Genomic DNA, 26,316 nt, shown 5'->3' on the forward strand with positions numbered 1-26,316 from the left:
CAAGAAGCTTTTGACCACTTATGTGATCTTGGTGGAGATAAGGAGATTCGAACTCCTGACCTCCTGCTTGCAAGGCAGGCGCTCTCCCAACTGAGCTATACCCCCATATATATAATTAAAATAGTGTGAAGATTTATTTTCCTTAGAAAGGAGGTGATCCAGCCGCACCTTCCGATACGGCTACCTTGTTACGACTTCACCCCAGTCACCTATCCTACCTTCGACTGCTGCTTCCTTACGGTTTGCTCGCAGGCTTCGGGTATTACAAGCTTCCATGGTGTGACGGGCGGTGTGTACAAGACCCGGGAACGCATTCACCGCAGCATTCTGATCTGCGATTACTAGCAACTCCATCTTCATGTACTCGAGTTGCAGAGTACAATCCGAACTGGGAAAGACTTTTTGAGGTTTGCTTAATATCACTATTTCGCTTCCCTTTGTATCTTCCATTGTAGCACGTGTGTAGCCCAGGGCATATAGGGCATGATGATTTGACGTCATCCCCACCTTCCTCCGATTTATCATCGGCAGTCTCTTTAGAGTCCCCATCCGAAATGCTGGTAACTAAAGATAGGGGTTGCGCTCGTTGCCAGACTTAACTGAACATCTCACGACACGAGCTGACGACAACCATGCACCACCTGTATTGAGGCTTCCGAAGAAGAGGGTATATCTCTATACCGGTCCTCAGTATGTCAAGCCCTGGTAAGGTTCTTCGCGTTGCTTCGAATTAAACCACATGCTCCGCTGCTTGTGCGGGTCCCCGTCAATTCCTTTGAGTTTCATGCTTGCGCACGTACTCCCCAGGCGGAGTGCTTAATGTGTTAACTGCGGCACCGAATTATTCCGATACCTAGCACTCATCGTTTACAGCGTGGACTACCAGGGTATCTAATCCTGTTTGCTACCCACGCTTTCGTTCCTCAGCGTCAGAATGAGCCCAGTAAGTCGCCTTCGCCACCGGTATTCTTTTTAATATCTACGCATTTCACCGCTACACTAAAAATTCCACTTACCTCTACTCTTCTCAAGATATGCAGTTTCAAATGCTTACAGTAGTTAAGCTACTGCCTTTTACACCTGACTTGCATTTCCGCCTGCGAACCCTTTACGCCCAGTGATTCCGGACAACGCTAGCCCCCTACGTATTACCGCGGCTGCTGGCACGTAGTTAGCCGGGGCTTTTTCTTATGGTACCGTCATTATCTTCCCATATAAAAGAACTTTACGACTCGAAAGCCTTCTTCGTTCACGCGGCGTCGCTGCATCAGAGTTCCCTCCATTGTGCAATATTCCCCACTGCTGCCTCCCGTAGGAGTTTGGACCGTTTCTCAGTTCCAATGTGGCCGTTCACCCTCTCAGGCCGGCTACCCATCGTCGCCTTGGTGGGCCGTTACCTCACCAACTAGCTAATGGGACGCGAGTCCATCTTAGACCGCCGGAGCTTTGATCATTTATGCATGTGCATATGTGATTTCATTTGGTATTAATCCCGGTTTCCCGAGGCTATCCCAATGTCTAAGGCAGGTTACTCACGTGTTACTCACCCGTCCGCCGCTAATCCATTTCATCTTCACCCCGAAGGGATCTGTCGAAATTTCATCGCTCGACTTGCATGTGTTAAGCGCGCCGCCAGCGTTCGTCCTGAGCCAGGATCAAACTCTCAATTAAAAATTTGTATGACTCATTAGTTTTCTCAAAACTAAACGAATATCTGGTTTGCTTTTTGATTCTTTGACAAGAATCTGTGATTCTATCACGAATTTGTTTATCTTCACACTATTTAATTATCATGTTTCATTTGCTACCTTTTTGAAGTAGCTTGTTTATTATACTACCGTGTTTTTTCTTTGTCAAGTAATTTTTACAAAGTTTTTATTTTGTTTTTACTTAACTAACCAGTAGCTTTTTTTTGCTGTCTTTAAGTGACAACTTCTATATACTAGCATCTAGAAAATCATCTGTCAACTGTTTTTTATTCTTTTTTTAATCTTTTTTATAAAAGAAAACAGCTGCATTTCTTACAGCTGTTTTATATTACTATTAATATTTTTCTTTGTCAAGTATTTTGTAAAAAGTTAATTAAATATTTTACACTGCCTTTACTTGGTAGTTTAATTCTTTGATTCTCCTCATATCGTCTTCTATGCTTATGCCCTTTGTTGTTAGAAGTACTCCTGATATCGCTGCATTGGCTCCTGACTTGAATGCTGATGCGCCAAACTCTTCCATAAGAGATCTTCCTCCAGCTAATCTTATAAGGGCCTTTGGCATTATAAATCTAAAAGTTGCGCAAGTTCTATTTACTTCTTCCATTGTTAGGGGTTCGTTGTTTTCAAGCGGTGTGTTCTTTATAGGATTTAGTAGGTTAATTGGTACTGAGTGAACATCTAGGTCTCTTAGTTCTAGTGCCATGTCAATCCTATCTGTGAAATCTTCTCCTAGTCCTATTAGTCCACCTGAACAGATTTCCATTCCAGCTTCTTGTGCTGCTTTTATTGTATTAATCTTTTGATCATAAGTATGTGTTGTACATATTTCTGGAAAGAAGTTTCTTGATGTTTCAAGATTGTTGTGAATTCTTGTTATACCAGCTTCCTTTAATTTCTCAAAGGATTCTTCTGATATTATTCCACCTGATATACATACTTTTATATCTGGTGCTTCTTCGTATATCTTTTTTGTGATGCTGCAAATCTTATCTATATCTTTAGGTGTAAGTCCCTTACCACTTGCTACCATTGAGTATCTAGGGATCCCTCTATTGTATTTGTCTAAAGCATCTTTTACTATTATCTCTTCGTCTAAGAGGTCGTATTCTTTTACATTTGTGTGATAGTGGGCAGATTGAGCACAGAATTTACAATTTTCTGAACACTTACCACTTTTTGCATTTATAATAGTGCAAACATCAAAGTCATTGCCGCAAAAGTATTCTCTAAGTTCATCTGCTGCTGCAGTTAAACTTTCATAGTCACCATTGTAGACTTCTATTGCTTCTTCTCTCTTTATAACGTATCCATTTTTTATTTTCTCTTTTAAGTTATTTATATCCATCTCTTCAACTCCTGAAAAATATTATATATTTCAGGAGTTTTATTGTCAATCAGTTTTAATTTTTAGTTAACGTAATGCTCAAAGACTCCAAATTTGATTTTTTCTCCCAGACCTCTAAATTTGCTTTCGTATTCTGTCACAATATTTTGGGGGTAATCTTCAAGCTTCATGTCAAAGTCTTCTATAAGAGTTGAGAAGCCTTCGTCTTTAAAATAATCTAGGCTCTCTTCAAAGAGTTCAAGGTCGTCTGTCTTGAAGTAAATTTGTGATTTTGGTTTTAAGATAATTTTATATTTTTCTAAGTATCTTGGATAAGTTAACCTTCTCTTCTTATGTCTTAACTTTGGCCAAGGGTTACAAAAGTTTATATAGATCCTATCTAGTTCATCCTTGTCAAAGTAGTCTAAGATGTTTTCTGCGTTGATTGGCATAGCTCTTACATTGGTAAGTTCTTCATCTATTATTTTTCTTGTTGCATAAATTAGTGCATTAGTTTCTATATCTACCATTATATAATTTATATTTTTATTTCTTTTAGCTGACTCAATGGTAAAAGTTCCCTTGCCGGCACCGATTTCTAAGTAAATTGGATTGTCGTCGCCAAAGACTTCTTTCCATTTGCCCTTGTTCTCTTGTCCATTAAAAAAAACATAAGGGTTCTCAGCCATTTCAGGTATTGCAAAATGTTTTTTTCTAAGTCTCATTTTCATTCTCCTTTTTGTTCTATGGAATTATAACACAAGCTAACTTAGTGTCAACATGATTTATATTTTCTTTTAATAAATTTAATTTTTTGCAAAAGAAAAAGCCATCCCTACATAGGTTTGGCTTTTAAAATTTATCTTCTTGCTCTTTATTAATTTTTAATATCTCACTTATTCTTTGTCAGTCTGGTCCTTCCAGTTTTGTAATCTATGTCTACTCCCTTTTCTATATTCTTGGCGAAGACCCTAAAGTTAATTTTTTTGCCAGCATCTTCTATGCTATAAGCTTCAATAATAACTCCTCTTGCAACAAGTTCATCATCTTTGAAAACTGGTGTCACCCTGTACCTAACTTTCTTACCTGTATCTTTTATATAAGAAGCAACAGCTTCTTCAAAGGGCAGCATACCCTTTGTGTTAAAGGACCTAGTCCCTGTCATAAGATTTTTCCAGTTGTCATTCTCCCCAGTTAACTGGTAGGCGATAAGGTGGCATCTATTATAAACTGCACCACCTTCAACAAAGTCATAAAACTTTTGATGCCAACCTGAAGGATACACTTTTGAGATGTCACCCCTTGGCTTCTTGGGCATTGAGTCAGGACTCAAAAGTGCATTGGCAGGTCCAACTCTGTTTAAATAATCTAAGTTTGAATAGTGGGCGAAGTCAGGCCCCATCTTTAAATCTTCTTCAGTAAATTGAGGAGGGTTTTTATCTATCTCATAATAAATACTTGATTCCGTAAGCTCATAGGGATTATAAAAAATTGATAAGAAGTTTTCTATTTTGTCTAAGGGCGAAGCCTTGTAATTGTTGTCAAAATCTTGAAGGCTTTCGTATCCAAATAAAACTCCAACTAGGGTAAGAACAAGGACACCTATAACTTTTAAATTTTTATTTTTCTTCAATTCTTCTTCCCTCTACTTTACTTACAAATTTAGTATAAGATTTTCAATATTTTCTATTATATAGGATTCTATAAATTAAAAAAAGTTTATGGCTTAGCTTTTATTTTTCAACTTTTAAAGATTTTTAAAATAGAGCTTAGGACTTCACAAAAGAATTTATTAATAATATAATAGCCTTGTTTAATTTATATGAATTATGTAGTTTACATAAAATCTTAGGAGGAAAAATGGAAAATCAAAATCATAAGCCTAGTCCATCTGGGGCTGCACTTCTTCCCTTCCTTGTCTTTGTCATAGTCTACATGGCAACAGGGATCATTTTAAATTCACTGGGAGTTGAAATGGCATTCTACCAAGTGCCAGCACCAGTTTGCATCTTACCGGCAATTATACTCGCCTTTCTTATGTTTAAGGGTAGCGTCGACGACAAGTTCACAGACTTCGTAAGAGGCTGTGGCAATGAAAATATTATTATCATGTGCCTCATCTATATCTTGGCTGGAGCCTTTGCAACAGTTTCCAAGGAATCAGGTGGTGTTGACTCAGTTGTAAACTTTGCCCTATCAATAATTCCCCTTCAATTTATAACAGGTGGAATTTTCTTAATAGGCTGCTTCATTTCGATATCGACAGGAACTTCTGTAGGAACTATCTCAACAGTTGGACCCATAGCAGTTGGACTTGCTCAAAAAGGAAACCTCCCAATGGCCTTAGTCTTGGGATCACTCGTTGGTGGTGCAATGTTTGGCGACAACCTTTCAGTTATTTCTGATACAACAATAGCTGCCACAAGAACTCAAAATGTAGATATGAAGGACAAGTTTAGAGCCAACATAAAGATGGCCCTACCTGCAGCAATAATAACTTTTGTAATTTTGTTAATCGTTGGAAAGCCAGAAGTTCTACCTGCACTAGAAGATCGTCCCTACAACCCAATCTTAATTATCCCCTACCTATTTGTACTTATTTCAGCAATTGCAGGTATGAATGTGTTCTTAGTTCTAACAAGTGGAATAATTTTATCGGGAATAATCGGAATAGCAATAGGAGGACTTGACCTCATGACCTTTGCTCAAAACATCTTCACAGGTTTTTCGGGCATGTTTGAAATATTTTTATTGTCAATGCTTACAGGTGGACTTTCTTATATGGTTTCCAAAAATGGTGGAATAGAATGGCTAGTTCAAAAGATAAGAGGTTTTGCAAAAGGACAAAAATCTGCAGAAGTTTCTATTGCCCTCCTAACCCTATTGACTGACTCTGCAACTGCCAACAACACAGTTGCAATAATAATCGATGGACCAGTGGCAAAGGAAATTTCAAATGACTTTAAGATTGACCCAAGAAGATCGGCTGCCCTCTTAGATACCTTCTCATGTGTCATGCAAGGGATAATACCTTACGGAGCACAAATCCTAATTGCAGCAGGACTCACTAAAGAGCTCGGCGCCAACGCTGTTTCGCCAATGGAACTAATCCCCTTCTTGTGGTATCAAGGCATCCTCGCCCTCTTTGCCATAGCATCTATCTTTGTTAGGTACGCAGACATAAGCGGTGAATGGGATTTCGAAAAAGACAAGTTGAAAGAAGAAAATTAAATCGCAAAATAAGATGAGAAAACCCCAGACCTAAGTCTGGGGTTCTTTTAAAATAATTTTTCTCTTTTTATTTCATTATAATCAATCCTCATCGGGTGCGTAAAAGACAATACTTCTTCCTTCTTCTTTTGCCTTCTCAGCTTCATCTCTATACCATTCAATAGCTTTTTTGTCTTCTGGAGTTAGGACAATATTATTTGCCTCAGCACTTGTGTCTCCACATGCAATTCTAATTAAAAGATATTCCCTATTCATTTTTTACCAATCCTTCCCTTAATAAGTCTCTAGCCTTCTTGTACTTTTCCAACCTCTCCAAATCTTTTTCCGTAACTATCTTAAGTCTGTTTAAATTCATGTTTTGATCAAGATCAGCAAGTTTGACCCTGCTTGCAATTTTATTTTTCTTGATGAACTCAATGTACGTCATGTAGGGCGTTTCTTTATCATGAGTTAAAAGCAAAAGAGCCTCTTTCTGGTCTTTTGTCAAAAATTTCAAATCATCAATAGTATAGGATGTGTCTTCAATTACGTCGTGAAGAAGGGCGACAATCTTTTCGTCTTTTCCCTTAACATTCAAGGAAACATTTATAGGATGAAAAATGTAGGATTTGCCACCTTTATCTTTTTGACCCTTGTGAGCTCTTGCTGCGATAAATAATGCCCTTAGTAAATCAATCATCACTTGTACCCCTTAACTTTCCTCCTGCTTTTTTCTAAGGCTTCATTAAAGTCTTCTTCACTTATTTCTATGGCATAGATATCACCAAAGTCGATATCAATATATGGTTGATGCTGCTCAACTTCACCTTCATTAATCCAAAAATATCCATGGCCAATTTTTGCATACCTATTATCATCTGGTAAATAATAGAATTTGTCTTTAAACGCATTCTCCAAAATGCTTTTTAAATCTTTTTTCAAAATTAAAACTCCTTAAATATTCATAAGTTATTTGTTTTAAGATGTTTCTTTATTAAGTTAAAAATGAACTTAAAAATAAATAATTTTTTGTAGCTAACTACAGATAAATATCTCTTACCTATAAAAATAAAGACAAGTATCCAAAATTAAAATAAATGAAAAATTTGCGAAACCGCAAGAAAAGTTTTAGACGAGCTTAAAAGCTTAAGCCCTCATTGAGAAAGAATCATGAATAGACTGTTGACTCTATTTATATTATAACTCAATAAATTAAATTTTTCGATATCTAGCTTATAAAAGCAAATAAAAAAGCTGTGGTGACACAGCTCCTTTATAATTCATATTCAATTTTTAATAATTTATTTTATCCAGAATCCCCTTGAAATATGCTATAACTATTCCGTAGTTTGTTATTGGGATGCTTTTTCCTTTTGCGTCTTCTATTCTACTTCTAATATTTTTTGCATTTAGCATGCAGCCGCCGCATTGAATTATGAGGTCGTAGTCCGAAATGTTTTCTGGGAAGACTGATCCTGAGCTCACGTCAACTTGCAAGCCTTGGCCAACCTTCTTTCTTATCATGTTGGGAATTTTTATCCTTCCAATGTCTTCTTCTGCTGGGGCATGGGTGCAGCACTCTGCTATTAATATTTTTGAATTTTCATTTATTTTTTTAAGAGCTTCTACTCCCCTAACATATTCATCAATGTCGCCCTTTAGTTTTGCAAACAAGACTGAAAAAGATGTAAGCTTAACGTCTCTTGGGATTTTTTCATAAACTTCTAAGAAGACAGATGAGTCTGCAACTATTAGGTCTGGTTTTTTATTTAAAAGTCCTAGGATGTCAGTAAGTTCTTCAAGCTTAACCATGGAAACTAGGGCATTCCTATCGAGGAGTTCACGAATTGCTTGAACTTGTGGAAGGATGAGCCTATTTTTTGGTGCAGCAATATCTTGTGGTATTACTAATAAAACTAGGTCTTTTCCTTCCACCATTCCATCAAAAAGTCTTTCTTCTTTCTTTGGTGTGAACTTCAAAAGTTCTTCTAAGAGTTTATCAAAACCAATTTTTTCTAAGGCAGAAACTTCTATTACTTTATAAGAAGAAAAGTCCTCTCTTATTTTTTTAATTTCATCTTCTGACAAGATATCAATTTTATTTATTAAAACAAGAATGGGAGTGTCCTTAAATTTTTTTAACATTTCCCTTTCAGGCTCTGTGTTAGTATCTGATACAACTAGGACTCCGATGTCAGTTTTCGAAATTACTTCATCGGTCCTCTTCATCCTCTTTTGTCCAAGAACTGTTTCGTCGCCTATGCCTGGCGTGTCCATTAAAAGGCAAGGTCCCAAGCTTTTTATCTCCATGGACTTGTAAACTGGGTCTGTTGTAGTCCCCTCTTGATTTGAAACAATGGAGATGTCTCGGCCTGAAAATTCATTTATTATTGAGCTCTTGCCCGAATTCACCTTGCCAAAAAATCCAATGTGTATCCTGTTACCAGAATTCGTTTTGTTAAGTTCCATTAAAATCTAAAATCTCTCTTTCCAACTTTTTCCATTTCGTAGATATATTCTTTTGCCTTCTTCTTTACAATTTCATTGGGAATTTTTTCAAGCTCTCTTGCAATTAAATCTTCGCTAAGTTCTCTTGTCTTTTCATTCCCATAATCTAACATGTACTCCTTCAAAGTCATAAGGGCATTGGGTTGACAACAATTTAAAATTTGTCCTGACTTGCAAAGTTGCATGAACCTGTCGCCAGTCCTTCCTTCCCTATAACACGCTGTGCAAAAACTTGGGATGTAACCTAGTTCTATTAGCCAGTCAATAACTTCTTCAAGAGTCCTGTGGTCTGCGACATCAAATTGGGCAGAGTTGTCTTCTTCCTTTTCTTCTTCAACGTAACCACCAACAGAAGTTCTTGAACCACCAGAAATTTGACTTACACCAAGCTCTAAGGCACGTTCCCTAACTTTTTGTGACTCTCTTGTTGAAATAATCATGCCAGTGTAAGGTACTGAAACCCTAATTAGGGCAATAAGTTTTTCAAAAATATCATCAGCAAGTTCATTTTTAAAGTCGCCTGGATCAATATCATCTGCAGGTTGGATCCTAGGAACAGAAATTGTGTGAGGTCCAACTCCAAATCTTGCTTCCAAATGTTCTGCGTGCATTAAGAGTCCAACTAATTCATACTTATAAGTTTCAAGTCCAAACAAAACTCCAATCCCAACATCGTCGATGCCTGCTTCCATTGCCCTGTCCATAGCTTCAGTATGGTAGGCGTAATTGTGCTTTGGTCCTGTTGGGTGCAGTTCTTCATAGGACTTCTTGTTGTAGGTTTCTTGGAAGAGGATGTAGGTCCCAATTTCTGCATCCTTTAATTTTTTATAATTTTCCACTGTTGTTGCGGCAATGTTAATGTTGACCCTTCTTATTTGTCCATTTTCATGCTTAATAGAATAAATTGTCTTAATTGATTCTAAGATATACTCCATTGTATTGTTTACTGGGTCTTCTCCCAGTTCAAGAGCAAGTCTCTTGTGGCCCATGTCTTGAAGGGCAATTACTTCATTCCTAATTTCTTCTTGAGTTAATTTTTTCCTTCTTATGGATTTATTCTTTGCATGATAAGGGCAATAAACACAACCATTTATGCAGTAGTTAGAAAGATAAAGTGGTGCAAATAAAACTATCCTATTGCCATAGTGGTCTTCTTTGATTTTCTTTGCAAGCTTATAAATTTCTTCTTGGTAATGCTTATCTTCAGCTAACAAAAGTAGGGCAGCCTCCCTGTGGCCTAGTCCCTTTTCCTTCTTTGCCTTTTCAAGAACATCGTCTAAGAGTTCCTTGTTATTTTTATTTTCTTCTGCATAGTCAAGAGTATCTAAAATCTCTTGATGGTTTATAAATTCTTCTGCAATTTTTGAATCTACCTTGTACATTTTCTTCCTTCTTCCTTTATCCTTACTTATAATCTCCTCTAGATCTGGAAATCTTATATCCAATCTTCTCTAGTTTTTTCTCTAGTCCCATAAAGTCGTCCGAGTTTTGTAACTCTGTACCGATTTTATTGTCGTAAAGCTTATAGTTCTTTCTAAGTTTCTCTGCACCAACATTAGGCATAAGCACATTGGCCCCTGCCAAGATCCCCTTTTCTCGTCCAAAGTCATCAATACTCCCAAGAGCCGTCGTTGATGGCAAGAGAAGTTTCTCGTCTGCAATCCTTACAATAGATAAAATATTCAGAACATCTCTTAGCTTACCAGCTTCAAAGTCCCTAAAGGGAGTGTCATGCTGAGGTATAAAGGGACCAATCCCCACCATCTCAGGCTTTAACTTTAAGATAAATTTTAAATCTTCATATAAATTTTCAAGTTCTTGATAGGGAGAGCCCACCATCATGCCACAACCAGTTTGAAAACCAAGCTCTTTTAATTTTAAAATTGAATCTATCCTGTGTTGAAAACTCATCGAGCTTGGATGAAGTCTTTCATAGTGAGACTTAGAATAAGTTTCATGACGCAAGAGATACCTGTCAGCCCCCATATTTTTCAGAACTTCAAAATCCTTAAAATCTCTTTCACCAAGAGAGAGTGTTATGGCGACATCAGAAAATTTTTCTTTGATTTCGCCAATAATCTCCTTCAGGTATTCAAGGCTATAGAAATCATCTTCGCCACCCTGCATAACAATAGTTTTTATTCCCAGGTCTACTGAGTGCTTTGCAAGGTCCAAGATTTCTTCCTTGCTAAGCCTAACTCGTTTGGCATTATTATTGGCAAACCTAAGTCCACAATAATAGCAATTATTTTTACAATAAGTGGAGACCTCGATTAAGCCCCTGATGTAAATCTCCTTACCAAAATTTTTCACAGCCAGGTCCCTGGCAAAAGCATGGAGGACTTCAGCCTCTTCGCCATCTAATTTCATCAGGTAAGAAAAATCTTCAAAGGAAATCTCCTTAGTCTTATAAAATTGTTCACAAATATTTAAAGTTTTATTCATATAATCACATCTTAGTTAAAAAGTTCACAATCTATTATAATACTTACAGTTAATATATCAAGCTTAAAAATTTTGACAGACTTGCGAAAAATTTTATTTTTCTATCCCATTACTTATCATTTTTTATTTTGCTTATAAATATTACATATAAAATTATAATTCTTTTCTCCATTTTAATCCAATTTTGTAATTTCTTCCTATATAAAGTACAATATTATTTATTAATGAACTTATAACTATAAAGAAAATTAATTGGGATGATTTAAAATTGAAAAGTAAATCAATATCAAATGTTGAAAAAAATTTAATGACTTCGGGATCTATTTGGAGGACCATCTTGCTCTTCGCCCTTCCCCTAATTCTTGGAAATATTCTCCAACAAACCTACAACACCATTGACTCAATGATTGTTGGTAATTACCTTGGAAGGTATGCCTTAGCAGCAGTTGGATCTAGCACCCCTCTTATTAATCTTTTGATTTCTTTTAGTCAGGGGATTGCTGTGGGCTGTGGAATTTTAGTTTCTCAATCTATGGGTGGAGCCAATCAAAAGGAAATGAAGCTTGCCGTACACACTTCTCTTGCTATAGCAATAATCCTTGGACTTTTAATTTCTCTTATGGGATACGTCTTTGCCCCTTGGCTCTTGGAGCAAATGGATACGCCAGCAGAAGTTATGGAAGAATCCATTACTTATCTTAGAATTTTTTCCTTTGGACTTGTCTTCAATATTATTTACAATATGGAAGCTGGAATCTTAAACGCTGTAGGAAATTCAAAGAGGTCCCTCTTGTATCTCGGTATTGCCTCTGCAACTAATGTGGTCTTGGACTTTTTATTTATTAAAGAATTTGGACTTGGTGTTGAGGGAGCTGCCATTGCGACAAATATTAGTCAGGCCCTTTCAGCCCTACTTGCCCTCTTATTTTTAATTAGGGTTCCAGAGATTTACAGGGTCCGTCTTTCAAAATTAAAAATTCACAAAGACATGGCGATGAGGATTTTAAAAGTTGGAATTCCAACTGCTATTCAAAACACAGTTATTTCTCTTTCCAACGTAATCATGCAGTCCTCTGTCAATGTCTTTGGCGCCCTACCCATGGCAGGCTTTGGTGCCTTTATAAAAATCGACGGCTTTAACATCTTGCCTGTCTTAAGTCTTAGCATGGCAATTACAACTTTTGTTGGACAAAATTATGGAGGAGGACAAATGGAAAGGATTAAGAAGGGCATGTGGACTACACTTATAATGACAGTCCTCTACACTCTCATAAGCGGCAGCCTTCTTTACCATTTTGCACCAAAACTAATTGGCCTCTTCACAAAGGATTTAAAAGTAATAGAAGCTGGTGTTCTTGCAAGTAGATTCTTGTGTCCCTTCTACTTCCTTCTTGCCATCTTGCATTCACTTGCTGGCACAGTGAGGGGGACTGGCAAAACTGTTCCACCAATGATAATTCTTTTGTTGTCACTTTGTTTATTTAGGATAATGGCAGCAAAGTTTGTCATCCCACATTATCACACTATAGAAAATGTCTACAGACTTTACCCCATCTCCTGGCTTATTGGTGTCGTCTTAATGGTTGGCTACACCATAAAGGTTGACTGGATTGGAGAAAATAAAATTTCATAAAATAAAAGCATTGATTGAACTTTCTCAACCAATGCTTTTTTATTGCATGATAATTTTTAGTTTTCTTTAAAACCTTCGTAAAGATTTCCTTCAACTTCGTCAATATATTTTTGAGCATTCATTGCTGCAACTGCACCATCGCCTGCTGCGTTAACAACTTGACGAACACTTTTCTTCCTAATGTCTCCAGCTGCAAAAACGCCTGGTACATTAGTCCTCATTTCATCATCAGTCTTAATGTATTTATCCTCTGTAAGTTCAACCTTACCTTCAAACATTTCAGTGCTTGGGATATAACCAATGAATACAAAAATTCCAAAAGGTTCATCAGATTTAATTGACCTATCTTCACCTGTCTTAGTATCATGAAGGATCATTTCATTGACAATCTTGTCTCCCTTGATTTCCTTAACAGTTGTGTTCCAGATGAAATCAATTTTGTCGTTGTTAAAGGCTTGCTCTTGAAGAACCTTTGATGCCCTTAGCTCGTCTCTTCTGTGGATAATGTAAACTTTCTTTGCAAAGTTTGTAATGAAAAGTGCTTCTTGAACAGCAGAGTCGCCGCCGCCAACTACATAAACAGTTTCATCTTCATAAAAAGCTGCATCACAAGTTGAACAATAGCTTACGCCACGTCCCTTGTATTCCTTTTCTCCAGGTGCACCAATCTCTCTTGGAGATGCACCAGTTGCAATAATGACAGCCTTGGCTTCATAAGAATCAACATAGCCCTTGATCTTTTTCACTTCTCCATCAAGTTCCATATCTTCAACTTGGTCCATGATGATTTCTGCACCAAACTTCTTAGCTTGGTCTGCCATTCTCTTGCCAAGTTCAACACCATCTATGGAATCAATGCCTGGATAGTTTTCCACCTGAGTAGTTTCGGCGATTTGGCCGCCTTCAATGCCCTTTTCTATGATTAAAGTTTTCTTTTTACTTCTTGCTGCATAAAGACCTGCAGTTAAACCTGCTGGACCTCCACCAATTATTATAATATCGTACATTCTATCCCTCCAATTCTTATTATACCCAAAAATATATTTTTGTATATAATAGAGATAGGTGATTAAATGGAATTAAAAATGAACTTCTCAACTACATACTTTTTTATTATAAATGTTTTGATTTTTGTCCTATCCTTCTTTATGTTTTACCTACTCAATAAGAAAAAAACATATGAGAATGATAAAGACGTCGATTTAAATTATTATGAAAAGGCCTACCTTTACAAGGGCCCAAACTTTATCTACAACCCCATCATTGCTATGATTCTAAAGGCCAAGGCTCATGGGGATATTGAAATGGAAAAAAATATTTACACGAACAAAATAGGAGAGGATAAAGTCGAATATATATTAAAAAACTTAAATTCATCAAGACTTGATAATGGAGAAAGAAAACTTTTTGAAACTCTTTTTTCTCTTGGAGATGGAGATTCAATTTCCACAAGACAAATGGATAAGCTGAGAAGGACTGAAGCAGATAACTACAACAAGAAGTTCAATGACTTTATCTACTTCCTAGAAGATGAAATGGTGAAGAAAAAACTTTTCACAATAGAAAAAAATACCCTAAAGATTTTTATATCCTTTGTGATTTTTTCAATTTTATTTTTTGTGGGGATCGTAACAGTTTATAACGAAAAATTTTTTGGAATTGCAAGCATAGTCTTCTCACTATTCTTTTACGCATCCTTAATAAAATCCTTCTCCAAGATGACAGACCTTGGAAACAAAAAATTTAGAGAATTAGAAAAAGTTGAAGAAGGATTAAGGGCTGGAAGAAGATTAAATGAAGAAGACTTCCTGCTAGCTCTTGGCTTTGGACTTAAATATGAAAATGTAAAAAGCATTTGTCAAAAACTTGATGACAAGACATACGAAATCTACCTCGACGAGGACTTTTACAAGACTTTTAGGACTGCCTTAGTAGGCGACCACTTACTAGTAAGAAACTAAATAAAAATTTGCATTAAAAAAACTGTGATTTTACTCACAGTTTCTTTTTTTCTAAATTTTTAAAATTCGCAAATTATTATTCTTCCCTTGCCTTCTATATTTATTTTTTCTTCTTCAAGATAGATGGCTGAGAATTTTTCAAAGTTCTTGTCTTGAACTTTAAGTTCTGAATCGTAATTAAAGATTACTGCCCTCTTGTCTGCCTTAAAATCAAAGTTATTTATATTTAAGGAAAACATCTTGGCTTCTTGTCCCTTTTTATAAATTAAGTTGAAGTCTCTCACATCGCCTGATGATTTTGTGGAGTGGTCTCCGTCAAAAAATAAAACTTCAAAGGGATCTAATGTGAATTTATTCCCATCACTTTCAATATTCATCACATTGTCAATTGGTGTGATATATCTGTAAAAACCTGTGTAGGGTGTGTAAACTGATTCCTTATCCTTGCAAGTTGCTGTAGAAATCCTAAAGTCAAAGTTCTTTTCGCCAACACTTGCTCCTTCTGGGTAGATAAAAACTTCTGTAGTAACTCCTGCAGACCAATTTGAATCTTTAAATTCTTCTTTTTTTATAAATTTCATTTAGTCCTCCAATAATTCTCTTAGTTTTCCAGTCACCTTGTAGTCAACTTTTTGAAGTTCAGAAATATTTTTTGCTCCATTTAACATCATTAGCATCTTTGTCTTTTCCATTAGTCCGTCAATGTATCTTAAGGTGTATTCATATCCACCACGAACGATGTAGGAAAGAATTTCGCCGCTAATAGCAGTCATGTCTGCTCCTATGCAAAGGCTCTTTACTATGTCAACAGAAGTTTTTATTCCGCCTGATGCTATTATATGCATGTCATCGTAGGCAAGCTTCTTTGCTTCAATAAGACTTAAGGCTGTTGGAATTCCCCAAGAAAATAAATCTGAGATGTCGGCATTGGGTTCTCTTAGGTTTTCAATTTCAAAAAAGTTTGAACCACCGAAGCCTGATATGTCTACATACTTAACTCCAACATCGTGAAGCTTCTTCACAGTTTTTTGTGACATTCCAAAGCCAACTTCTTTTACTATTACAGGCACTTCAGAAGTATTTACAATTTTTTCTATATTATTTAAGATGCCACAAAAGTTTCTTTCGCCTTCAACTTGAACAAGTTCTTGGGCTGGGTTTAAGTGGATTTGAATTGCATCTGCCCTCAAGAGGTCAACTGCTAACTTTGCATCTTCAGTGCTAGCAAATCCAGATAGGTTCGAGATTACAATTCCATCTTTTATTATTTCTCTTACAATTTCAAAGGACTTTCTTGAGTCCTTGTCTTCTAGGGCAATGGTTTGTGATCCAACTGCCATGGGTAGGTCATATTCTGCTGCTACATTTGCAAGAGACCTATTTATTTCCTCTGAAAGATCAGATCCACCAGTCATGGCGTTAATCATCAATGGAAACTTTACTTTTTTATTTAAAAAATTAAGACTTGTATCAATTTCATCATAATTTATCTCTGGAAGAGAGTCATTATACAAAAAGATATTAGAGAAAAGCGGGTCGCCAACATAGGTTGAGCGAAGGAAGTTTTCTATATGTTCTGTCTTTCTATATTTCCTCATTTCATACTCCTTTATAACAAATAAATAATATCATCTTTAAATTTTTTTTACAAGAAAGGACTTCTAAAAATGCTGGCCCCTATCTTGTCACCGTCATGTCTTATAAAGCCGTCCTTAATTTCTATAAACTCGCCCTCTGTGAGCAGGACATTTTTTTCTTTAAAATATTTTTTATCTTCTTCAGTGGCAAAGATTGGTGTGGATTCATCCTTGTTGTAGTAGTACTTATAAATTTCATCTGTTGCCCTAAGGTCATTGGCTATGACTTCATCAATAAACTCATAGTTGGAGTGTCTTAAGATCGCCTCAAAGTGGTCCTTCAAGGAATAATTTTTTGTCTCGCCCTTTTGTGTCATGGCATTGGCAATGTAAATTACTCTAGCCTTAGTATCTCTTAAGGCTTCATTAACTCCCCCAACTAAAAAGTTTGGAATAATAGAAGTGTATAAAGAGCCTGGTCCAATTATAACCACGTCAGATGATAGGATTGCTTCAAGAGCATCTTCATTTGCTCTCGGATAGTGAGGAATCATAGACATCTTCTCAATTTTTGTATTTAACCTGTAGCACATTTTTGGAATGTAGGACTCTCCCACAACCTTGTCCTTGGACTCGAACTCTGCAACAAGATGAGTTTCATCGAGAGTCACTGGAATTACCTTGCCCGTTACATTAAAGACACTAGACATTTCAAGAAGGGCCTTGTCAAAGGACCCAAAAATATCAGTGAGGGCTGCAATCAAAATATTTCCCACATTTTGATCCTTTAAGGATCCTGACTTAAACCTGTAGCTCAACAAGTCCCTCATAGTCTTGTCGGTGTTGGAAAGGGCAATGAGGCACCTTCTCACATCACCTGGTGGAAGAATATTTAGTTCTTCTCTTAGGATTCCACTTCCACCACCATCATCAGACATGGAGACAACAGCAGAAATGTTTGTAGTAAAATCTTTTAGTCCACGCAAAATAGTGGAGATGCCTGTACCTCCACCTAGGACTGCTATCTTTTTTTCCATAAATTTTTCTCCATATCCCTGTGGGTTACATAGGTGGACTTGTACTCTTCCTTAAGTATCCTTCCTATCTCTTCAGCTATTGCAACAGACCTGTGGAAGCCTCCAGTGCAACCTATCCCAATTGTAAGGACTCTCTTTTGCTCTGCCATGTAGTTGGGAATCAAAAACTTCAAGAGGTCTACAGTCTTATCTATAAATTCTCTTGTGACATCCCACTTCATTACAAAGGACTTTACTTCCTCGGTATTTCCATTTAAATCTTTAAGTTCCTTAATATAAAAAGGATTTGGCAAAAACCTCACATCAAAGACAAGATCAGCGTCCTTTAAAATTCCAGACTTAAAACCAAAACTTGTGACCTCAATGGCAAAGTTGTCCTTCTCGTCATAAGAAACAAAGGCCATGAGTTGCTTCCTCAAATTTTTTGTGGAAAGCCCAGTGGTGTCAATGACGAAGTCGGCACTCTCCTTAATCTTTGAAAGAGTTGCTTCCTCAAAATTATAACCATCAACAATGGACCTATTCATAGGGTGGGGCCTTCTAAGTTCCTTGTATCTTGCAATAATAGTTTCCATATCAGCATAGAGGAACAAGAGCCTGATCTTTAAATTCATCCCCTTTAGTTCTTCGTAGGCAGAATAAAAGTCATTAAAGAGCTCACCACTCCTCATGTCTACAACAGCAGCTACCTTTTCAAAATTTTTACTCTTAGCATCAAGGGCAATGTTACAAAACTTCGGCAAAAGGGCTGGTGCAAGATTATCCATGGCATAGTAGCCAAGGTCCTCAAAGACATCAAGGGCGTAAGACTTACCCGATCCACTCATTCCAGTAATAATTATAATTTCCATTTCATCACCAACTTAAAGAAACTTAGTCACCAATAATTTTAACTTCTCTCTCCAAAGTCACGTCAAACTTATCGTGAACAACTTTTTGAACTATTTCAATAGTTTCAAGTACATCTTGGGCTGAAGCCTTGTTCTTGTTTACAACGAAGCCACAGTGTTTTTCGCTAATGCCTGCTCCCTTGTGAGTAAAGCCTCTTAGTCCAGAATCATCAATTAACTTCCCTGCAAAATAACCTGTAGGTCTCTTAAAAGTGGATCCAGCAGAAGGCATATCAAGAGGTTGCTTGTCAGCCCTTCTTTGGTCAAAGTCCTCGTACTTTTCTCTTATTTCATTCTTATCTCCATCTTCAAGAGAGAAGGTAGCTCCAAGTACAATTAAGTCCCTCTCTTGGACAAGAGAATGCCTGTAAGAAAAATTCATCTCATCGCCAGGAACTTCAATGACACTTAGATTTTCATCAAGAAGTCTGACGCTCTTTACAACATTTTTTATTTCCCCATCGTAGGCGCCAGCATTCATAACAATTGCACCACCGAGAGAACCTGGAATGCCGTGAGCAAACTCAAGACCAGTAAGAGAGTTTTCCATGGCGAACTCGCTGATTTTTTTCATGCTTGCCCCAGTACCTGCATAAATTTCCTTGTTAGAAACTTTTTTAACATCATTTAACTTGTTTTTAAGCTTGATGATAATACCGTCAAAGCCCTTGTCCCTTACGATGATGTTAGTGCAGTTACCAAGAATATAATACTTGTAATTATTTTTTCTAATAGATTTTAAAATTTCCACAAGAGCCTCTTCATCCCTAGGCTTAATGAGAAGCTTAGCAGGACCACCAACACAAAAAGAAGTGTGGTTCTTCATAGGCTCATCGTAGAAAAAATCTCCCAAATTTTCATTTATATCAAATAACATAGAACACCTCAATTAAATACTAAGTTAATTATATCATTGAAAGATGGGAAAAGAAAAAGAGAATTGATATCCTCTTTTAGATCTTCAATAGAGGATTAAAAAGTTTTTGTCTTTAGTTAGTTTTTGTAAAGCTATGCTTTACTATTCTTTATCCGGAGGGGGTTAGGACCTTTCGATTGGTCCTTCCCCCTCCGGGCCTCCCCCAACACCTTCAACGACCTGGCAGGGGCCTTTGCCAACAACCCCGAGCGGCAGACAGCCTAAAATTCAAAACTCGTTAAGCTACACTTTTAAAATTTAAAAAATTATTAACCCAATAAAATCACGTCTTAATTACTCATGCACTCAATCGCTTAACTCAAACAGTTGAATTTCTTAACGGCTGTCTTGCCTTACGGGGTTTTTCAACCTTAGTCTACGATTTTACCTCTACAGAATTTCAAACTTATGTTAGTTTACTTAATAATACCTAACAACAAATTAAAACTTTTACATCAAAAAAACTTAATTAGTGAAGATTAAGCTTTTTCTTTTTAAAAGTTTCTATTTATTTGTGAACTTGTAACTTTTCATAGCTTCATAAGGAACTACAACTTCATACTTAGTTTCGAGGTTATAAGATGCAATCACTTCATAAAGAATTACAACTTATTCCATAAGCCGTGAGCTAATCGAGTGCATCTAATGAGCAAAAAAATCGGTTATGCGTTAAAAATTTTCAACTGTTTGAATTCGCGAAGCGAATGAGTTTTGAAAATTTAGCATGACCGATTTTTTTGGACTCAACGTACGTGGGGTGAAGGGGTGGTTTGGAGGGGCAAGGGGCCTCACGATGCCCCTAAGCCCCTCCAATATCGTTTCGTAAAGCTCTGCTTTACAAAAGCTAATCTAAAAATAAAACTTTATCAAAAAATATAAAATTATAAAAACCTTTTTATAATAATTTTCATGAAAAAAGCAGCCCTTCTCTCGGCTGCTTTAATTTCTTAATAAGTTTTATTTTTCTTTTAAAATCTCTAGGGCTTTTTGAAGTTGTGTGTCTGTTTTGAGATAGTCCACTCCAATCCCCTTCACATTTTCTGAAAGGTCTACTTCTACGTCGGGTTTTATTCCCAATTTATTTATTGAGTCGCCACTTGGTGTGAAGTATTCTGACGTTGTGAGTTTTAATCCGTCTCCTTCTGGCAAGGCTATTACATTTTGAACTACTCCCTTGCCATAGGTTTTCTTGCCAACAATTTTTGCCCTGTGAAGGTCGCTTATTGCTCCTGCCAAAATTTCTGATGCTGAAGCTGACCCTTCATTAACGAGGACTACCATCTTGATGTCGTTGTACTTGTCGTCAGTTTTGTAGTCTTCTATGACTTCTCCCTTGTTGTTCTTCAAGGTTACAAAGCTTGCCTTTGGAAGGATTTCATCTCCAATCTCATAAGAGGAGTCTACAACTCCACCAGGGTTTCCCCTCATGTCTAGGACTATTCCCTTAACTCCTTCATCGGTGAGTTCTCTTAAAACTTTTTTGAAGTCCTTACCTGTCTCTTCGTCAAACATTGTTATGCCAATGTAGCCATAGTCTCCAATTTTATTTTTTAAGACAGAATCGATTTTTATCTCTTCTCTTTTAATCTCAACTTCTTTTGTCTTTAGATTTTTCTTTTTTAAAATTAAAATCTTTACACTTGTTCCTGATTCTCCACGCATCTCCTTTGATGCTTGGTCAATTTTATCTGCAGAGAAGTCCTTACCATTGATTTTTAAAATCTTGTCGCCAGACTCAATGCCAGCCCTATCAGCTGGTGAACCCTTTATTGGAGATACTACAGTTACAGTTCCATCTTCTGCAGGAGAAATTATAACTCCAATACCTTGGAACTTGCCTGTGGTTTGCTCTGACAATTTTTTCATCTCATCTTTTGTGAGATATTGCGAATAAGGATCTTCAAGTCCTGCAACTAAACCCTTTAGGATTCCTTCTTCAAGTTTTTCTTCTTTTATGTCCTTATTGTAGAGATAGTTTTCTTTTAAATACTTTTCAAGTAAGACTACCTTACCAAAATTTTCATTTGTAGCTAAAATACTTTTTACTGTGTATATTCTCGTAACAACAGCAGTTGTCAATATTAAGATAACAACTGCTGCTACTTTTAATAATTTATTATTTTTCATTATACATATCCCAATGGATTTACTGGTGATCCATTAACCCTAACTTCAAAGTGAAGGTGCGGTCCTGTTGATAAACCTGTTGTACCAATAAAGGCTACAACATCTCCTGCTGATACGGAGTCGCCTACTGACTTGTTAAGTGCTGAACAGTGAGCGTAAACTGTTACTGTATCGCCGTGATCTATCATTATTACATTTCCATAACCACTCATAAGTCTTGATAAAATTACTGTACCTGACTTAGCTGCAACTATAGGTGTTCCACTTGGTGCTGGTATATCAATACCTGAGTGGAACTTAGAATAACCTAGGATTGGGTGAGTCCTGTATCCAAAAGGTGAAGATATTGAATAGTGACCTGGCACTGGCCAAGTGTAAGCTTGTCCATCTCTTGGCCTTGATGCAACACTTATGTTGCTATTAACCCTATTTGTCCTATTAGCTGAAGCCCTTTGAGCTCTTGCCTTTGCTTCTTCTTCCTTTTTCTTTTGAACTTCAATTTCCTTTTGAAGTTTTAAAATTTCTATATCTAGGTTTTGCCAATCTGATTGAGCTTTTTCAAACTCTATTTTATAGGCATCAATATTTTTTTCAAGAACTTTCATGTACTCATTCTTTGCATTAACTGCATCTTGATATCCTTGTCTTTCAGACTCAACAGCAGCCTTGCTAACAGAAAGTCTTTCCCTATCTATCTTTAATTTTTCTTCTGTCTTTTTTATTGTGTCGATTTGTGTTTTGATGTACTCAATTAATTCCCTATCAGCCCTTGCGATAGAAGAAATAATTGCGTTATTTCTAAGTAATTCTTCAATATCCTTAGAATTTAACAAAACTTCAATGTAGGTGATATTACCTCTCTTATACATTTCCCTTAGTCTTGATCTTAGGGACTTTGTATTGGCCTCAAGATTTTCCTGAGCTTCTTGCAACTTTCTTTGATTCTCTGCAATATCTTGGTTTAGTTTATTTATTTCTTTTTCAAGAGATTGAATCTTGTTAGACTTCTCTAGAATCTTGGCATCTAGAGTTTCTATTTCATCAGAAACAGATTTCTTCTCTGTTTCTGTATTAGAAATATTAGTCTTTTGCTCCTTCATTTTTGAATTGATTTGTTTTTTTTGTTGAATTTTTTTATTTTTTTCAATAGTTAGAGTCTTAGAAGACTTTGCAAAACTTGCACTTGGAGCAGCCATTATGGCAGCCAGGCAAATTGCAAGAATCTTTTTCTTACTATACATTCTTTCACCTACACATCTAAAAACTTCTTAGTTGAGAATAGGGATCCAAAAAATCCAATTCCAACACCAATGCATAAAAACACAATATATAAGTCTGTCCTAACAGATGCTGCAGTTAACATATCCACTCCTGTGATCTCATGGAGTTGTGGATTTAACCTATCAAAAATTATTCCATAAAGTCTCAGCGTCAAGAAACCTGATATGGCTGAACCAAGAATTCCAAAAATAATTCCATTTATTAAGAAGGGTCCCCTTATATAAGTATTAGTTGCTCCAACATACTTCATTATGTTTATTTCCTTTTCCTTGTTTGAAATGGCAATCTTAATTGTGTTGTGAATAATTAAAACAGAAATCAAAACTAAGATTAAAACAATTGCGGCTCCCACATACTTAACTCCATTTTGAATTTTCATCATTTGAGTTACAAAGTCATAGTAATAATTGTGGTCCTCAACAATTGGAAGATCCTTGTACTTGTCTTCAATTTCCTTTCCATAGGAAAGTTCTTTCATTTCAACAGTTATAGAAGCTGGAAGTGGATTTCCACCAGGAATATTATCTAGGATTGAGGAGTTTTCTCCAAAACCTTCTTTGAATTCCTCTAGGGCTTCTTCCTTAGAAACATAGGCAACTTTTTTTACCTTTTTGTTTTCATCAAGCTCATCAATAAAGGCGTTTACATCCTTAGGCTTTGCATCGTCCTTTAAGAAAAATACAACCTTGTCTAACTTCTCTCCAGTTTGAAATACCATTCCGTTTAAATTCAAAACCATAAGCATAACTACACCAAAAAGTGTAAGCATAGCTGTAATGGAAATTACAGAAGTAAAGGACATGGTCTTGTTTCTCCACAAGCTTGAGAAGGCTTCTCTCACAAGATTAGAGAGCTGTCTTATTACCTTCATAGTAACCTCCTTCTCTTATATCTGAAACAATGGAACCATTGTCTAGGGTAACTACCCTTTTGTTAAACTTGTCTACAATATTAACTGCGTGAGTTGCCATTATAATTGTCTTGCCTGCATCGTTAATATTTTTTAGGGCAGACATAATGTCCCAAGCAGTAGACTCGTCAAGATTACCTGTTGGCTCATCACAAACTAGATAAGGAGCATCATTTACAATTGCCCTTGCAATGGCAACCCTTTGTGACTCTCCACCAGATAGCTCTGAAGGATAGTCCTTTACCTTGTCACTTAAGTTAACAAGGTCGAGAGCATACTCAACTTTTTTATTTATTTCTTTTTTTGATTCTCCAAGAATTTCTAGGGCAAATGCCACATTCTCGAAGACAGTCTTTTTTTCTAAAAGTCTAAAGTCTTGGAAGACAACAGATATATTTCTCCTAAGTTTAGGAATCATATATTTTGAAATTTTAGTTATTTCATCATCGCCGATAAAAATCTTACCACGATTAGCCCTCTCTTCTCTTATTAGAAGCTTAATCATTGTAGACTTACCAGCCCCAGATGGGCCAACTAAGAAAACAAAATCGCCGCGAGGCACTTCAATATTTATATTTGAAAGTGCAGCTACGCCATTGTTGTATTCTTTATAAACATTTTCAAATTTTATCATAAAAACACCTTTCTATAATCTTAATCAATTATATTACAAAGTGGTTACAAATGTACAGTGAATTTATTAATTTTCCCAATAAACCCTTGATATAGTAATATTTTTAAAGGCTAATTACAAATTTGTAAAATTTTTTAAAAAAATAATTTACATTTTTATAGCCTTCGTGTATAATTTTGAAGTAAAAAAGTAATTTATTTAAATGTAGGAGGAATTATGCAAAGATACATTGGTACAGTAGTACGTGGAATCCGTACACCTATTGTAAAAAGTGGAGACAATCTAGTTGATATTGTCGTTGATTCCCTAGGTAAGGCTCTCGAATCAGAAAATATTTCTGTGAGGGACAAGGATATTGTTGCAGTAACAGAATCTTTAGTTGCAAGAGCTCAAAACAACTATGTTACTATTGATGACATAGCAGAAGACATTAACAAAAAGTTCGACAAGGAAATTGGAATAGTATTCCCAATTCTTAGCCGTAACAGATTTTCAACAATCCTAAGGGGTATTGCAAAATCAGGAAAGAAAATACATTTTCTCTTCTCCTACCCATCTGATGAAGTTGGAAATTCACTAATGGATCCAAGCCTTCTTTACGAAGCAAAAATAAATCCATTTGCAGATGTCCTAGAAGAAAAAGATTATAGAAGAATCTTTGGCGAAGAAGTTAAGCATGAATTCACAGGAATTGATTATGTAACTCTTTACAAAGAAATTTGTGGTGGCAATTGTGAAATCCACTTCTCAAATGATCCTAAGACTATTCTAAATTACACAGACGAAGTTCTTATTGGATCAACTCACACAAGATTTTCAATAAAAAGACTTTTAAAAGACGAAGGAGCAAAAGTTGTTCTTGGTCTTGACGATATATTAAACGAATCCATTAATGGAAGTGGCTACAACGAAGAATTCGGTCTACTTGGATCAAACTTCGCATCTGACACTAGATTAAAACTTTTCCCTAGAGATGGAGAAGTTTTTGTAAAGGAAGTTCAAAAGAAACTAATTGAAAAATACAACAAGCAAGTTGAAGTTATGATTTATGGCGATGGTGCCTTCAAAGATCCAGTTGGAAAAATTTGGGAACTTGCAGACCCAGTTGTATCACCTGCTCACACAGATGGACTTGCTGGTCAACCAAGCGAACTTAAAATCAAATACATTGCAGACACTGACCTAAAGGATATGGACACTGAACACGCAACTGCTGCAATGAAAGAAAAAATTTCTCACAAGCAAAAAGACCTTGTTGGAAAAGACGAAACACTAGGAACTACTCCTAGAAGAATCACTGACTTACTTGGAAGTCTTTGCGACCTTACAAGTGGATCAGGTGACAAGGGTACTCCAGTCATCTTTATCCAAGGTTACTTCGACAACTTTGCAACTGAATAATATATAAAAATTTTGCCACCCTTAGGGGTGGCTTCTTTTATGTTTATTCACTTCTTACATATTTAATATCTAATTCAAACTTATAACTTTGTTTTTTATAAATTTAGTTTAACAAATTCTACTTTTATTTCATCTTAGTTAAATAAAATTTTTATCCTCTTAAAATTCAAAAATTTTTTTTAAATCTATTTTATAATTTCTTTTCTACAATTTTCATTTTTCTACAAATTAATAAATGCTTACTACTTTATAAAAATCTATAGAGTTACAAGCCTTTATTACTTTATAAAAAATCCTAACTTCACAAAGATTTATATCTTAATAGAAAATTATAAAGTCATAAAAATTTACGACTTTATGAGACCTATTAAGCTAAAAATTATAATCCTTTTTATAATTACTTAGCATTAATTAAATTTCTACAATAAAAAAACAGGTGTCTTAACACCTGCCACAAATCTAAGTATATAAAAAAGATTTTATGATATCATCTTTGCATCTTTATATGTCACATCTTCATCTAAAACTGTAACTTGAACTGTTGATGTCAATACGTCAGAATAAGTGTAGCTTGCAGTCACTAATTCTTCTCCATTAAAAACCTCAAGTACGAATAGACTTGGGTAAGTTGCCTTTAGGATTCCCTTCCTAGTTACAATTTTTTTCCTGCCCTTGTTGGCCCTTACAATAACTTTCTTTCCAATGTGGTTCTCAAGTTCTCTCTTGATAATTTGCATTTGATTCATTCGA

The 26,316-nt window shown here is 36.0% G+C and carries 24 protein-coding genes, 1 tRNA gene and 1 rRNA gene; 4 read left to right on the forward strand and 22 right to left on the reverse strand.

Going from position 1 to position 26,316, the window contains the following annotated elements:
- Positions 1-29 precede the first annotated feature (29 nt).
- The 5 genes from M9426_RS02710 to M9426_RS02730 all read right to left on the reverse strand — a co-directional run bounded on the left by M9426_RS02710 (position 30) and on the right by M9426_RS02730 (position 4,669).
- Positions 30-105: transfer RNA gene (locus M9426_RS02710), tRNA-Ala, on the reverse strand.
- Between the two features lie 41 nt (positions 106-146).
- Positions 147-1,671 (reverse strand): 16S ribosomal RNA (locus tag M9426_RS02715).
- A 420-nt stretch (positions 1,672-2,091) separates the two neighbouring features.
- Positions 2,092-3,057: a biotin synthase BioB gene (gene bioB, locus M9426_RS02720; protein ID WP_250342365.1), complete on the reverse strand. Its 966-nt coding sequence runs from the start codon at positions 3,055-3,057 to the stop codon at positions 2,092-2,094.
- A 62-nt stretch (positions 3,058-3,119) separates the two neighbouring features.
- Positions 3,120-3,761, reverse strand: coding sequence for a tRNA (guanosine(46)-N7)-methyltransferase TrmB (gene trmB / locus M9426_RS02725; RefSeq protein ID WP_250342366.1), 642 nt, complete (start codon positions 3,759-3,761; stop codon positions 3,120-3,122).
- A gap of 167 nt (positions 3,762-3,928) precedes the next feature.
- Complete coding sequence (locus M9426_RS02730; protein ID WP_250342367.1) at positions 3,929-4,669, reverse strand: DNA/RNA non-specific endonuclease; 741 nt, start codon at positions 4,667-4,669, stop codon at positions 3,929-3,931.
- 227 nt (positions 4,670-4,896) lie between these two features.
- Here M9426_RS02730 and M9426_RS02735 point away from each other — a divergent pair, with 227 nt between their 5' ends.
- Positions 4,897-6,267, forward strand: coding sequence for a Na+/H+ antiporter NhaC family protein (locus M9426_RS02735; RefSeq protein WP_005958039.1), 1,371 nt, complete (start codon positions 4,897-4,899; stop codon positions 6,265-6,267).
- An 81-nt stretch (positions 6,268-6,348) separates the two neighbouring features.
- Here M9426_RS02735 and M9426_RS02740 read toward each other — a convergent pair whose 3' ends face one another.
- The 6 genes from M9426_RS02740 to hydE form a co-directional block, all read right to left on the reverse strand.
- A complete protein-coding gene (locus M9426_RS02740) occupies positions 6,349-6,522 on the reverse strand; it encodes a hypothetical protein (RefSeq protein ID WP_250342368.1) in 174 nt (57 codons plus the stop codon).
- Positions 6,515-6,946 carry a GTP pyrophosphokinase gene (locus tag M9426_RS02745; RefSeq protein WP_250342369.1) on the reverse strand — a complete coding sequence of 144 codons (432 nt, stop codon included), beginning with the start codon at positions 6,944-6,946 and terminating at the stop codon, positions 6,515-6,517. Before M9426_RS02745 ends, M9426_RS02740 begins: the two co-directional genes overlap by 8 nt.
- Positions 6,946-7,188 carry a hypothetical protein gene (locus tag M9426_RS02750; RefSeq protein ID WP_250342370.1) on the reverse strand — a complete coding sequence of 81 codons (243 nt, stop codon included), beginning with the start codon at positions 7,186-7,188 and terminating at the stop codon, positions 6,946-6,948. Before M9426_RS02750 ends, M9426_RS02745 begins: the two co-directional genes overlap by 1 nt.
- Before the next feature lie 351 nt (positions 7,189-7,539).
- A complete protein-coding gene (hydF, locus tag M9426_RS02755; protein ID WP_250342371.1) occupies positions 7,540-8,715 on the reverse strand; it encodes a [FeFe] hydrogenase H-cluster maturation GTPase HydF in 1,176 nt (391 codons plus the stop codon).
- A complete protein-coding gene (hydG, locus tag M9426_RS02760) occupies positions 8,715-10,136 on the reverse strand; it encodes a [FeFe] hydrogenase H-cluster radical SAM maturase HydG (protein ID WP_250342372.1) in 1,422 nt (473 codons plus the stop codon). The genes hydF and hydG overlap by 1 nt, the downstream gene beginning before the upstream one ends.
- Before the next feature lie 22 nt (positions 10,137-10,158).
- Positions 10,159-11,199 (reverse strand): [FeFe] hydrogenase H-cluster radical SAM maturase HydE, encoded by a 1,041-nt coding sequence (hydE, locus tag M9426_RS02765; RefSeq protein ID WP_250342373.1) that lies wholly within the window; start codon positions 11,197-11,199, stop codon positions 10,159-10,161.
- A gap of 268 nt (positions 11,200-11,467) precedes the next feature.
- Between hydE and M9426_RS02770 the strand changes: the two genes are divergently transcribed.
- Entirely contained in the window at positions 11,468-12,832 is a 1,365-nt protein-coding gene (locus M9426_RS02770) for an MATE family efflux transporter (RefSeq protein ID WP_250342374.1), read from the forward strand.
- Positions 12,833-12,888: 56 nt separating this feature from the next.
- Here M9426_RS02770 and trxB read toward each other — a convergent pair whose 3' ends face one another.
- A complete protein-coding gene (trxB, locus tag M9426_RS02775; protein WP_250342375.1) occupies positions 12,889-13,839 on the reverse strand; it encodes a thioredoxin-disulfide reductase in 951 nt (316 codons plus the stop codon).
- A gap of 66 nt (positions 13,840-13,905) precedes the next feature.
- Here trxB and M9426_RS02780 point away from each other — a divergent pair, with 66 nt between their 5' ends.
- Positions 13,906-14,793, forward strand: coding sequence for a DUF2207 family protein (locus M9426_RS02780; protein ID WP_250342376.1), 888 nt, complete (start codon positions 13,906-13,908; stop codon positions 14,791-14,793).
- 59 nt (positions 14,794-14,852) lie between these two features.
- Here M9426_RS02780 and M9426_RS02785 read toward each other — a convergent pair whose 3' ends face one another.
- The 9 genes from M9426_RS02785 to ftsE form a co-directional block, all read right to left on the reverse strand.
- Positions 14,853-15,374, reverse strand: a complete 522-nt coding sequence (locus M9426_RS02785) for a HutD family protein (RefSeq protein WP_250342377.1) — start codon at positions 15,372-15,374, stop codon at positions 14,853-14,855.
- On the reverse strand, positions 15,375-16,391 hold the full coding sequence (fni, locus tag M9426_RS02790) for a type 2 isopentenyl-diphosphate Delta-isomerase (RefSeq protein ID WP_250342378.1): 1,017 nt from the start codon (positions 16,389-16,391) through the stop codon (positions 15,375-15,377).
- Between the two features lie 47 nt (positions 16,392-16,438).
- The gene (locus M9426_RS02795; RefSeq protein WP_250342379.1) at positions 16,439-17,407 is read right to left on the reverse strand and encodes a gluconeogenesis factor YvcK family protein; all 969 of its coding nucleotides are present in this window, start codon (positions 17,405-17,407) and stop codon (positions 16,439-16,441) included.
- A complete protein-coding gene (rapZ, locus tag M9426_RS02800) occupies positions 17,392-18,258 on the reverse strand; it encodes an RNase adapter RapZ (protein WP_060800709.1) in 867 nt (288 codons plus the stop codon). The genes M9426_RS02795 and rapZ overlap by 16 nt, the downstream gene beginning before the upstream one ends.
- Positions 18,259-18,280: 22 nt before the next feature.
- Positions 18,281-19,174: a UDP-N-acetylmuramate dehydrogenase gene (murB, locus tag M9426_RS02805; protein ID WP_250342380.1), complete on the reverse strand. Its 894-nt coding sequence runs from the start codon at positions 19,172-19,174 to the stop codon at positions 18,281-18,283.
- A gap of 996 nt (positions 19,175-20,170) precedes the next feature.
- Positions 20,171-21,340 carry a S41 family peptidase gene (locus tag M9426_RS02810; protein WP_250342381.1) on the reverse strand — a complete coding sequence of 390 codons (1,170 nt, stop codon included), beginning with the start codon at positions 21,338-21,340 and terminating at the stop codon, positions 20,171-20,173.
- Positions 21,340-22,581, reverse strand: a complete 1,242-nt coding sequence (locus M9426_RS02815; protein ID WP_250342382.1) for a murein hydrolase activator EnvC family protein — start codon at positions 22,579-22,581, stop codon at positions 21,340-21,342. Before M9426_RS02815 ends, M9426_RS02810 begins: the two co-directional genes overlap by 1 nt.
- An 8-nt stretch (positions 22,582-22,589) precedes the next feature.
- Positions 22,590-23,492 carry a permease-like cell division protein FtsX gene (gene ftsX, locus M9426_RS02820; protein WP_005953815.1) on the reverse strand — a complete coding sequence of 301 codons (903 nt, stop codon included), beginning with the start codon at positions 23,490-23,492 and terminating at the stop codon, positions 22,590-22,592.
- A complete protein-coding gene (ftsE, locus tag M9426_RS02825; protein WP_250342383.1) occupies positions 23,467-24,165 on the reverse strand; it encodes a cell division ATP-binding protein FtsE in 699 nt (232 codons plus the stop codon). The genes ftsX and ftsE overlap by 26 nt, the downstream gene beginning before the upstream one ends.
- A gap of 216 nt (positions 24,166-24,381) precedes the next feature.
- Between ftsE and M9426_RS02830 the strand changes: the two genes are divergently transcribed.
- Entirely contained in the window at positions 24,382-25,566 is a 1,185-nt protein-coding gene (locus M9426_RS02830; protein ID WP_250342384.1) for a coenzyme F420-0:L-glutamate ligase, read from the forward strand.
- Between the two features lie 479 nt (positions 25,567-26,045).
- Here M9426_RS02830 and M9426_RS02835 read toward each other — a convergent pair whose 3' ends face one another.
- The gene (locus M9426_RS02835; RefSeq protein WP_005953776.1) at positions 26,046-26,312 is read right to left on the reverse strand and encodes a Veg family protein; all 267 of its coding nucleotides are present in this window, start codon (positions 26,310-26,312) and stop codon (positions 26,046-26,048) included.
- Between the last annotated feature and the right edge of the window lie 4 nt (positions 26,313-26,316).

Origin of the sequence: Peptoniphilus genitalis (genome assembly GCF_023614525.1) — a bacterium.
In the GTDB taxonomy this organism is placed as follows: domain Bacteria; phylum Bacillota; class Clostridia; order Tissierellales; family Peptoniphilaceae; genus Peptoniphilus_A; species Peptoniphilus_A genitalis.

What these genes read in the sequence shown, in the direction of transcription:
- M9426_RS02740 (WP_250342368.1), bottom strand. Translation starts at nt 6,522, where the DNA reads ATGAATAGGGAATATCTTTTAATTAGAATTGCATGTGGAGACACAAGT.
- trxB (WP_250342375.1), bottom strand. Translation starts at nt 13,839, where the DNA reads ATGTACGATATTATAATAATTGGTGGAGGTCCAGCAGGTTTAACTGCA.
- M9426_RS02835 (WP_005953776.1), bottom strand. Translation starts at nt 26,312, where the DNA reads ATGAATCAAATGCAAATTATCAAGAGAGAACTTGAGAACCACATTGGA.
- bioB (WP_250342365.1), bottom strand. Translation starts at nt 3,057, where the DNA reads ATGGATATAAATAACTTAAAAGAGAAAATAAAAAATGGATACGTTATA.
- M9426_RS02810 (WP_250342381.1), bottom strand. Translation starts at nt 21,340, where the DNA reads ATGAAAAATAATAAATTATTAAAAGTAGCAGCAGTTGTTATCTTAATA.
- hydE (WP_250342373.1), bottom strand. Translation starts at nt 11,199, where the DNA reads ATGAATAAAACTTTAAATATTTGTGAACAATTTTATAAGACTAAGGAG.
- hydF (WP_250342371.1), bottom strand. Translation starts at nt 8,715, where the DNA reads ATGGAACTTAACAAAACGAATTCTGGTAACAGGATACACATTGGATTT.
- M9426_RS02830 (WP_250342384.1), top strand. Translation starts at nt 24,382, where the DNA reads ATGCAAAGATACATTGGTACAGTAGTACGTGGAATCCGTACACCTATT.
- murB (WP_250342380.1), bottom strand. Translation starts at nt 19,174, where the DNA reads ATGTTATTTGATATAAATGAAAATTTGGGAGATTTTTTCTACGATGAG.
- ftsX (WP_005953815.1), bottom strand. Translation starts at nt 23,492, where the DNA reads ATGAAGGTAATAAGACAGCTCTCTAATCTTGTGAGAGAAGCCTTCTCA.
- M9426_RS02745 (WP_250342369.1), bottom strand. Translation starts at nt 6,946, where the DNA reads ATGATTGATTTACTAAGGGCATTATTTATCGCAGCAAGAGCTCACAAG.
- M9426_RS02795 (WP_250342379.1), bottom strand. Translation starts at nt 17,407, where the DNA reads ATGGAAAAAAAGATAGCAGTCCTAGGTGGAGGTACAGGCATCTCCACT.
- M9426_RS02735 (WP_005958039.1), top strand. Translation starts at nt 4,897, where the DNA reads ATGGAAAATCAAAATCATAAGCCTAGTCCATCTGGGGCTGCACTTCTT.
- fni (WP_250342378.1), bottom strand. Translation starts at nt 16,391, where the DNA reads ATGAGGAAATATAGAAAGACAGAACATATAGAAAACTTCCTTCGCTCA.
- M9426_RS02815 (WP_250342382.1), bottom strand. Translation starts at nt 22,581, where the DNA reads ATGTATAGTAAGAAAAAGATTCTTGCAATTTGCCTGGCTGCCATAATG.
- M9426_RS02785 (WP_250342377.1), bottom strand. Translation starts at nt 15,374, where the DNA reads ATGAAATTTATAAAAAAAGAAGAATTTAAAGATTCAAATTGGTCTGCA.
- trmB (WP_250342366.1), bottom strand. Translation starts at nt 3,761, where the DNA reads ATGAGACTTAGAAAAAAACATTTTGCAATACCTGAAATGGCTGAGAAC.
- ftsE (WP_250342383.1), bottom strand. Translation starts at nt 24,165, where the DNA reads ATGATAAAATTTGAAAATGTTTATAAAGAATACAACAATGGCGTAGCT.
- hydG (WP_250342372.1), bottom strand. Translation starts at nt 10,136, where the DNA reads ATGTACAAGGTAGATTCAAAAATTGCAGAAGAATTTATAAACCATCAA.
- rapZ (WP_060800709.1), bottom strand. Translation starts at nt 18,258, where the DNA reads ATGGAAATTATAATTATTACTGGAATGAGTGGATCGGGTAAGTCTTAC.
- M9426_RS02780 (WP_250342376.1), top strand. Translation starts at nt 13,906, where the DNA reads ATGGAATTAAAAATGAACTTCTCAACTACATACTTTTTTATTATAAAT.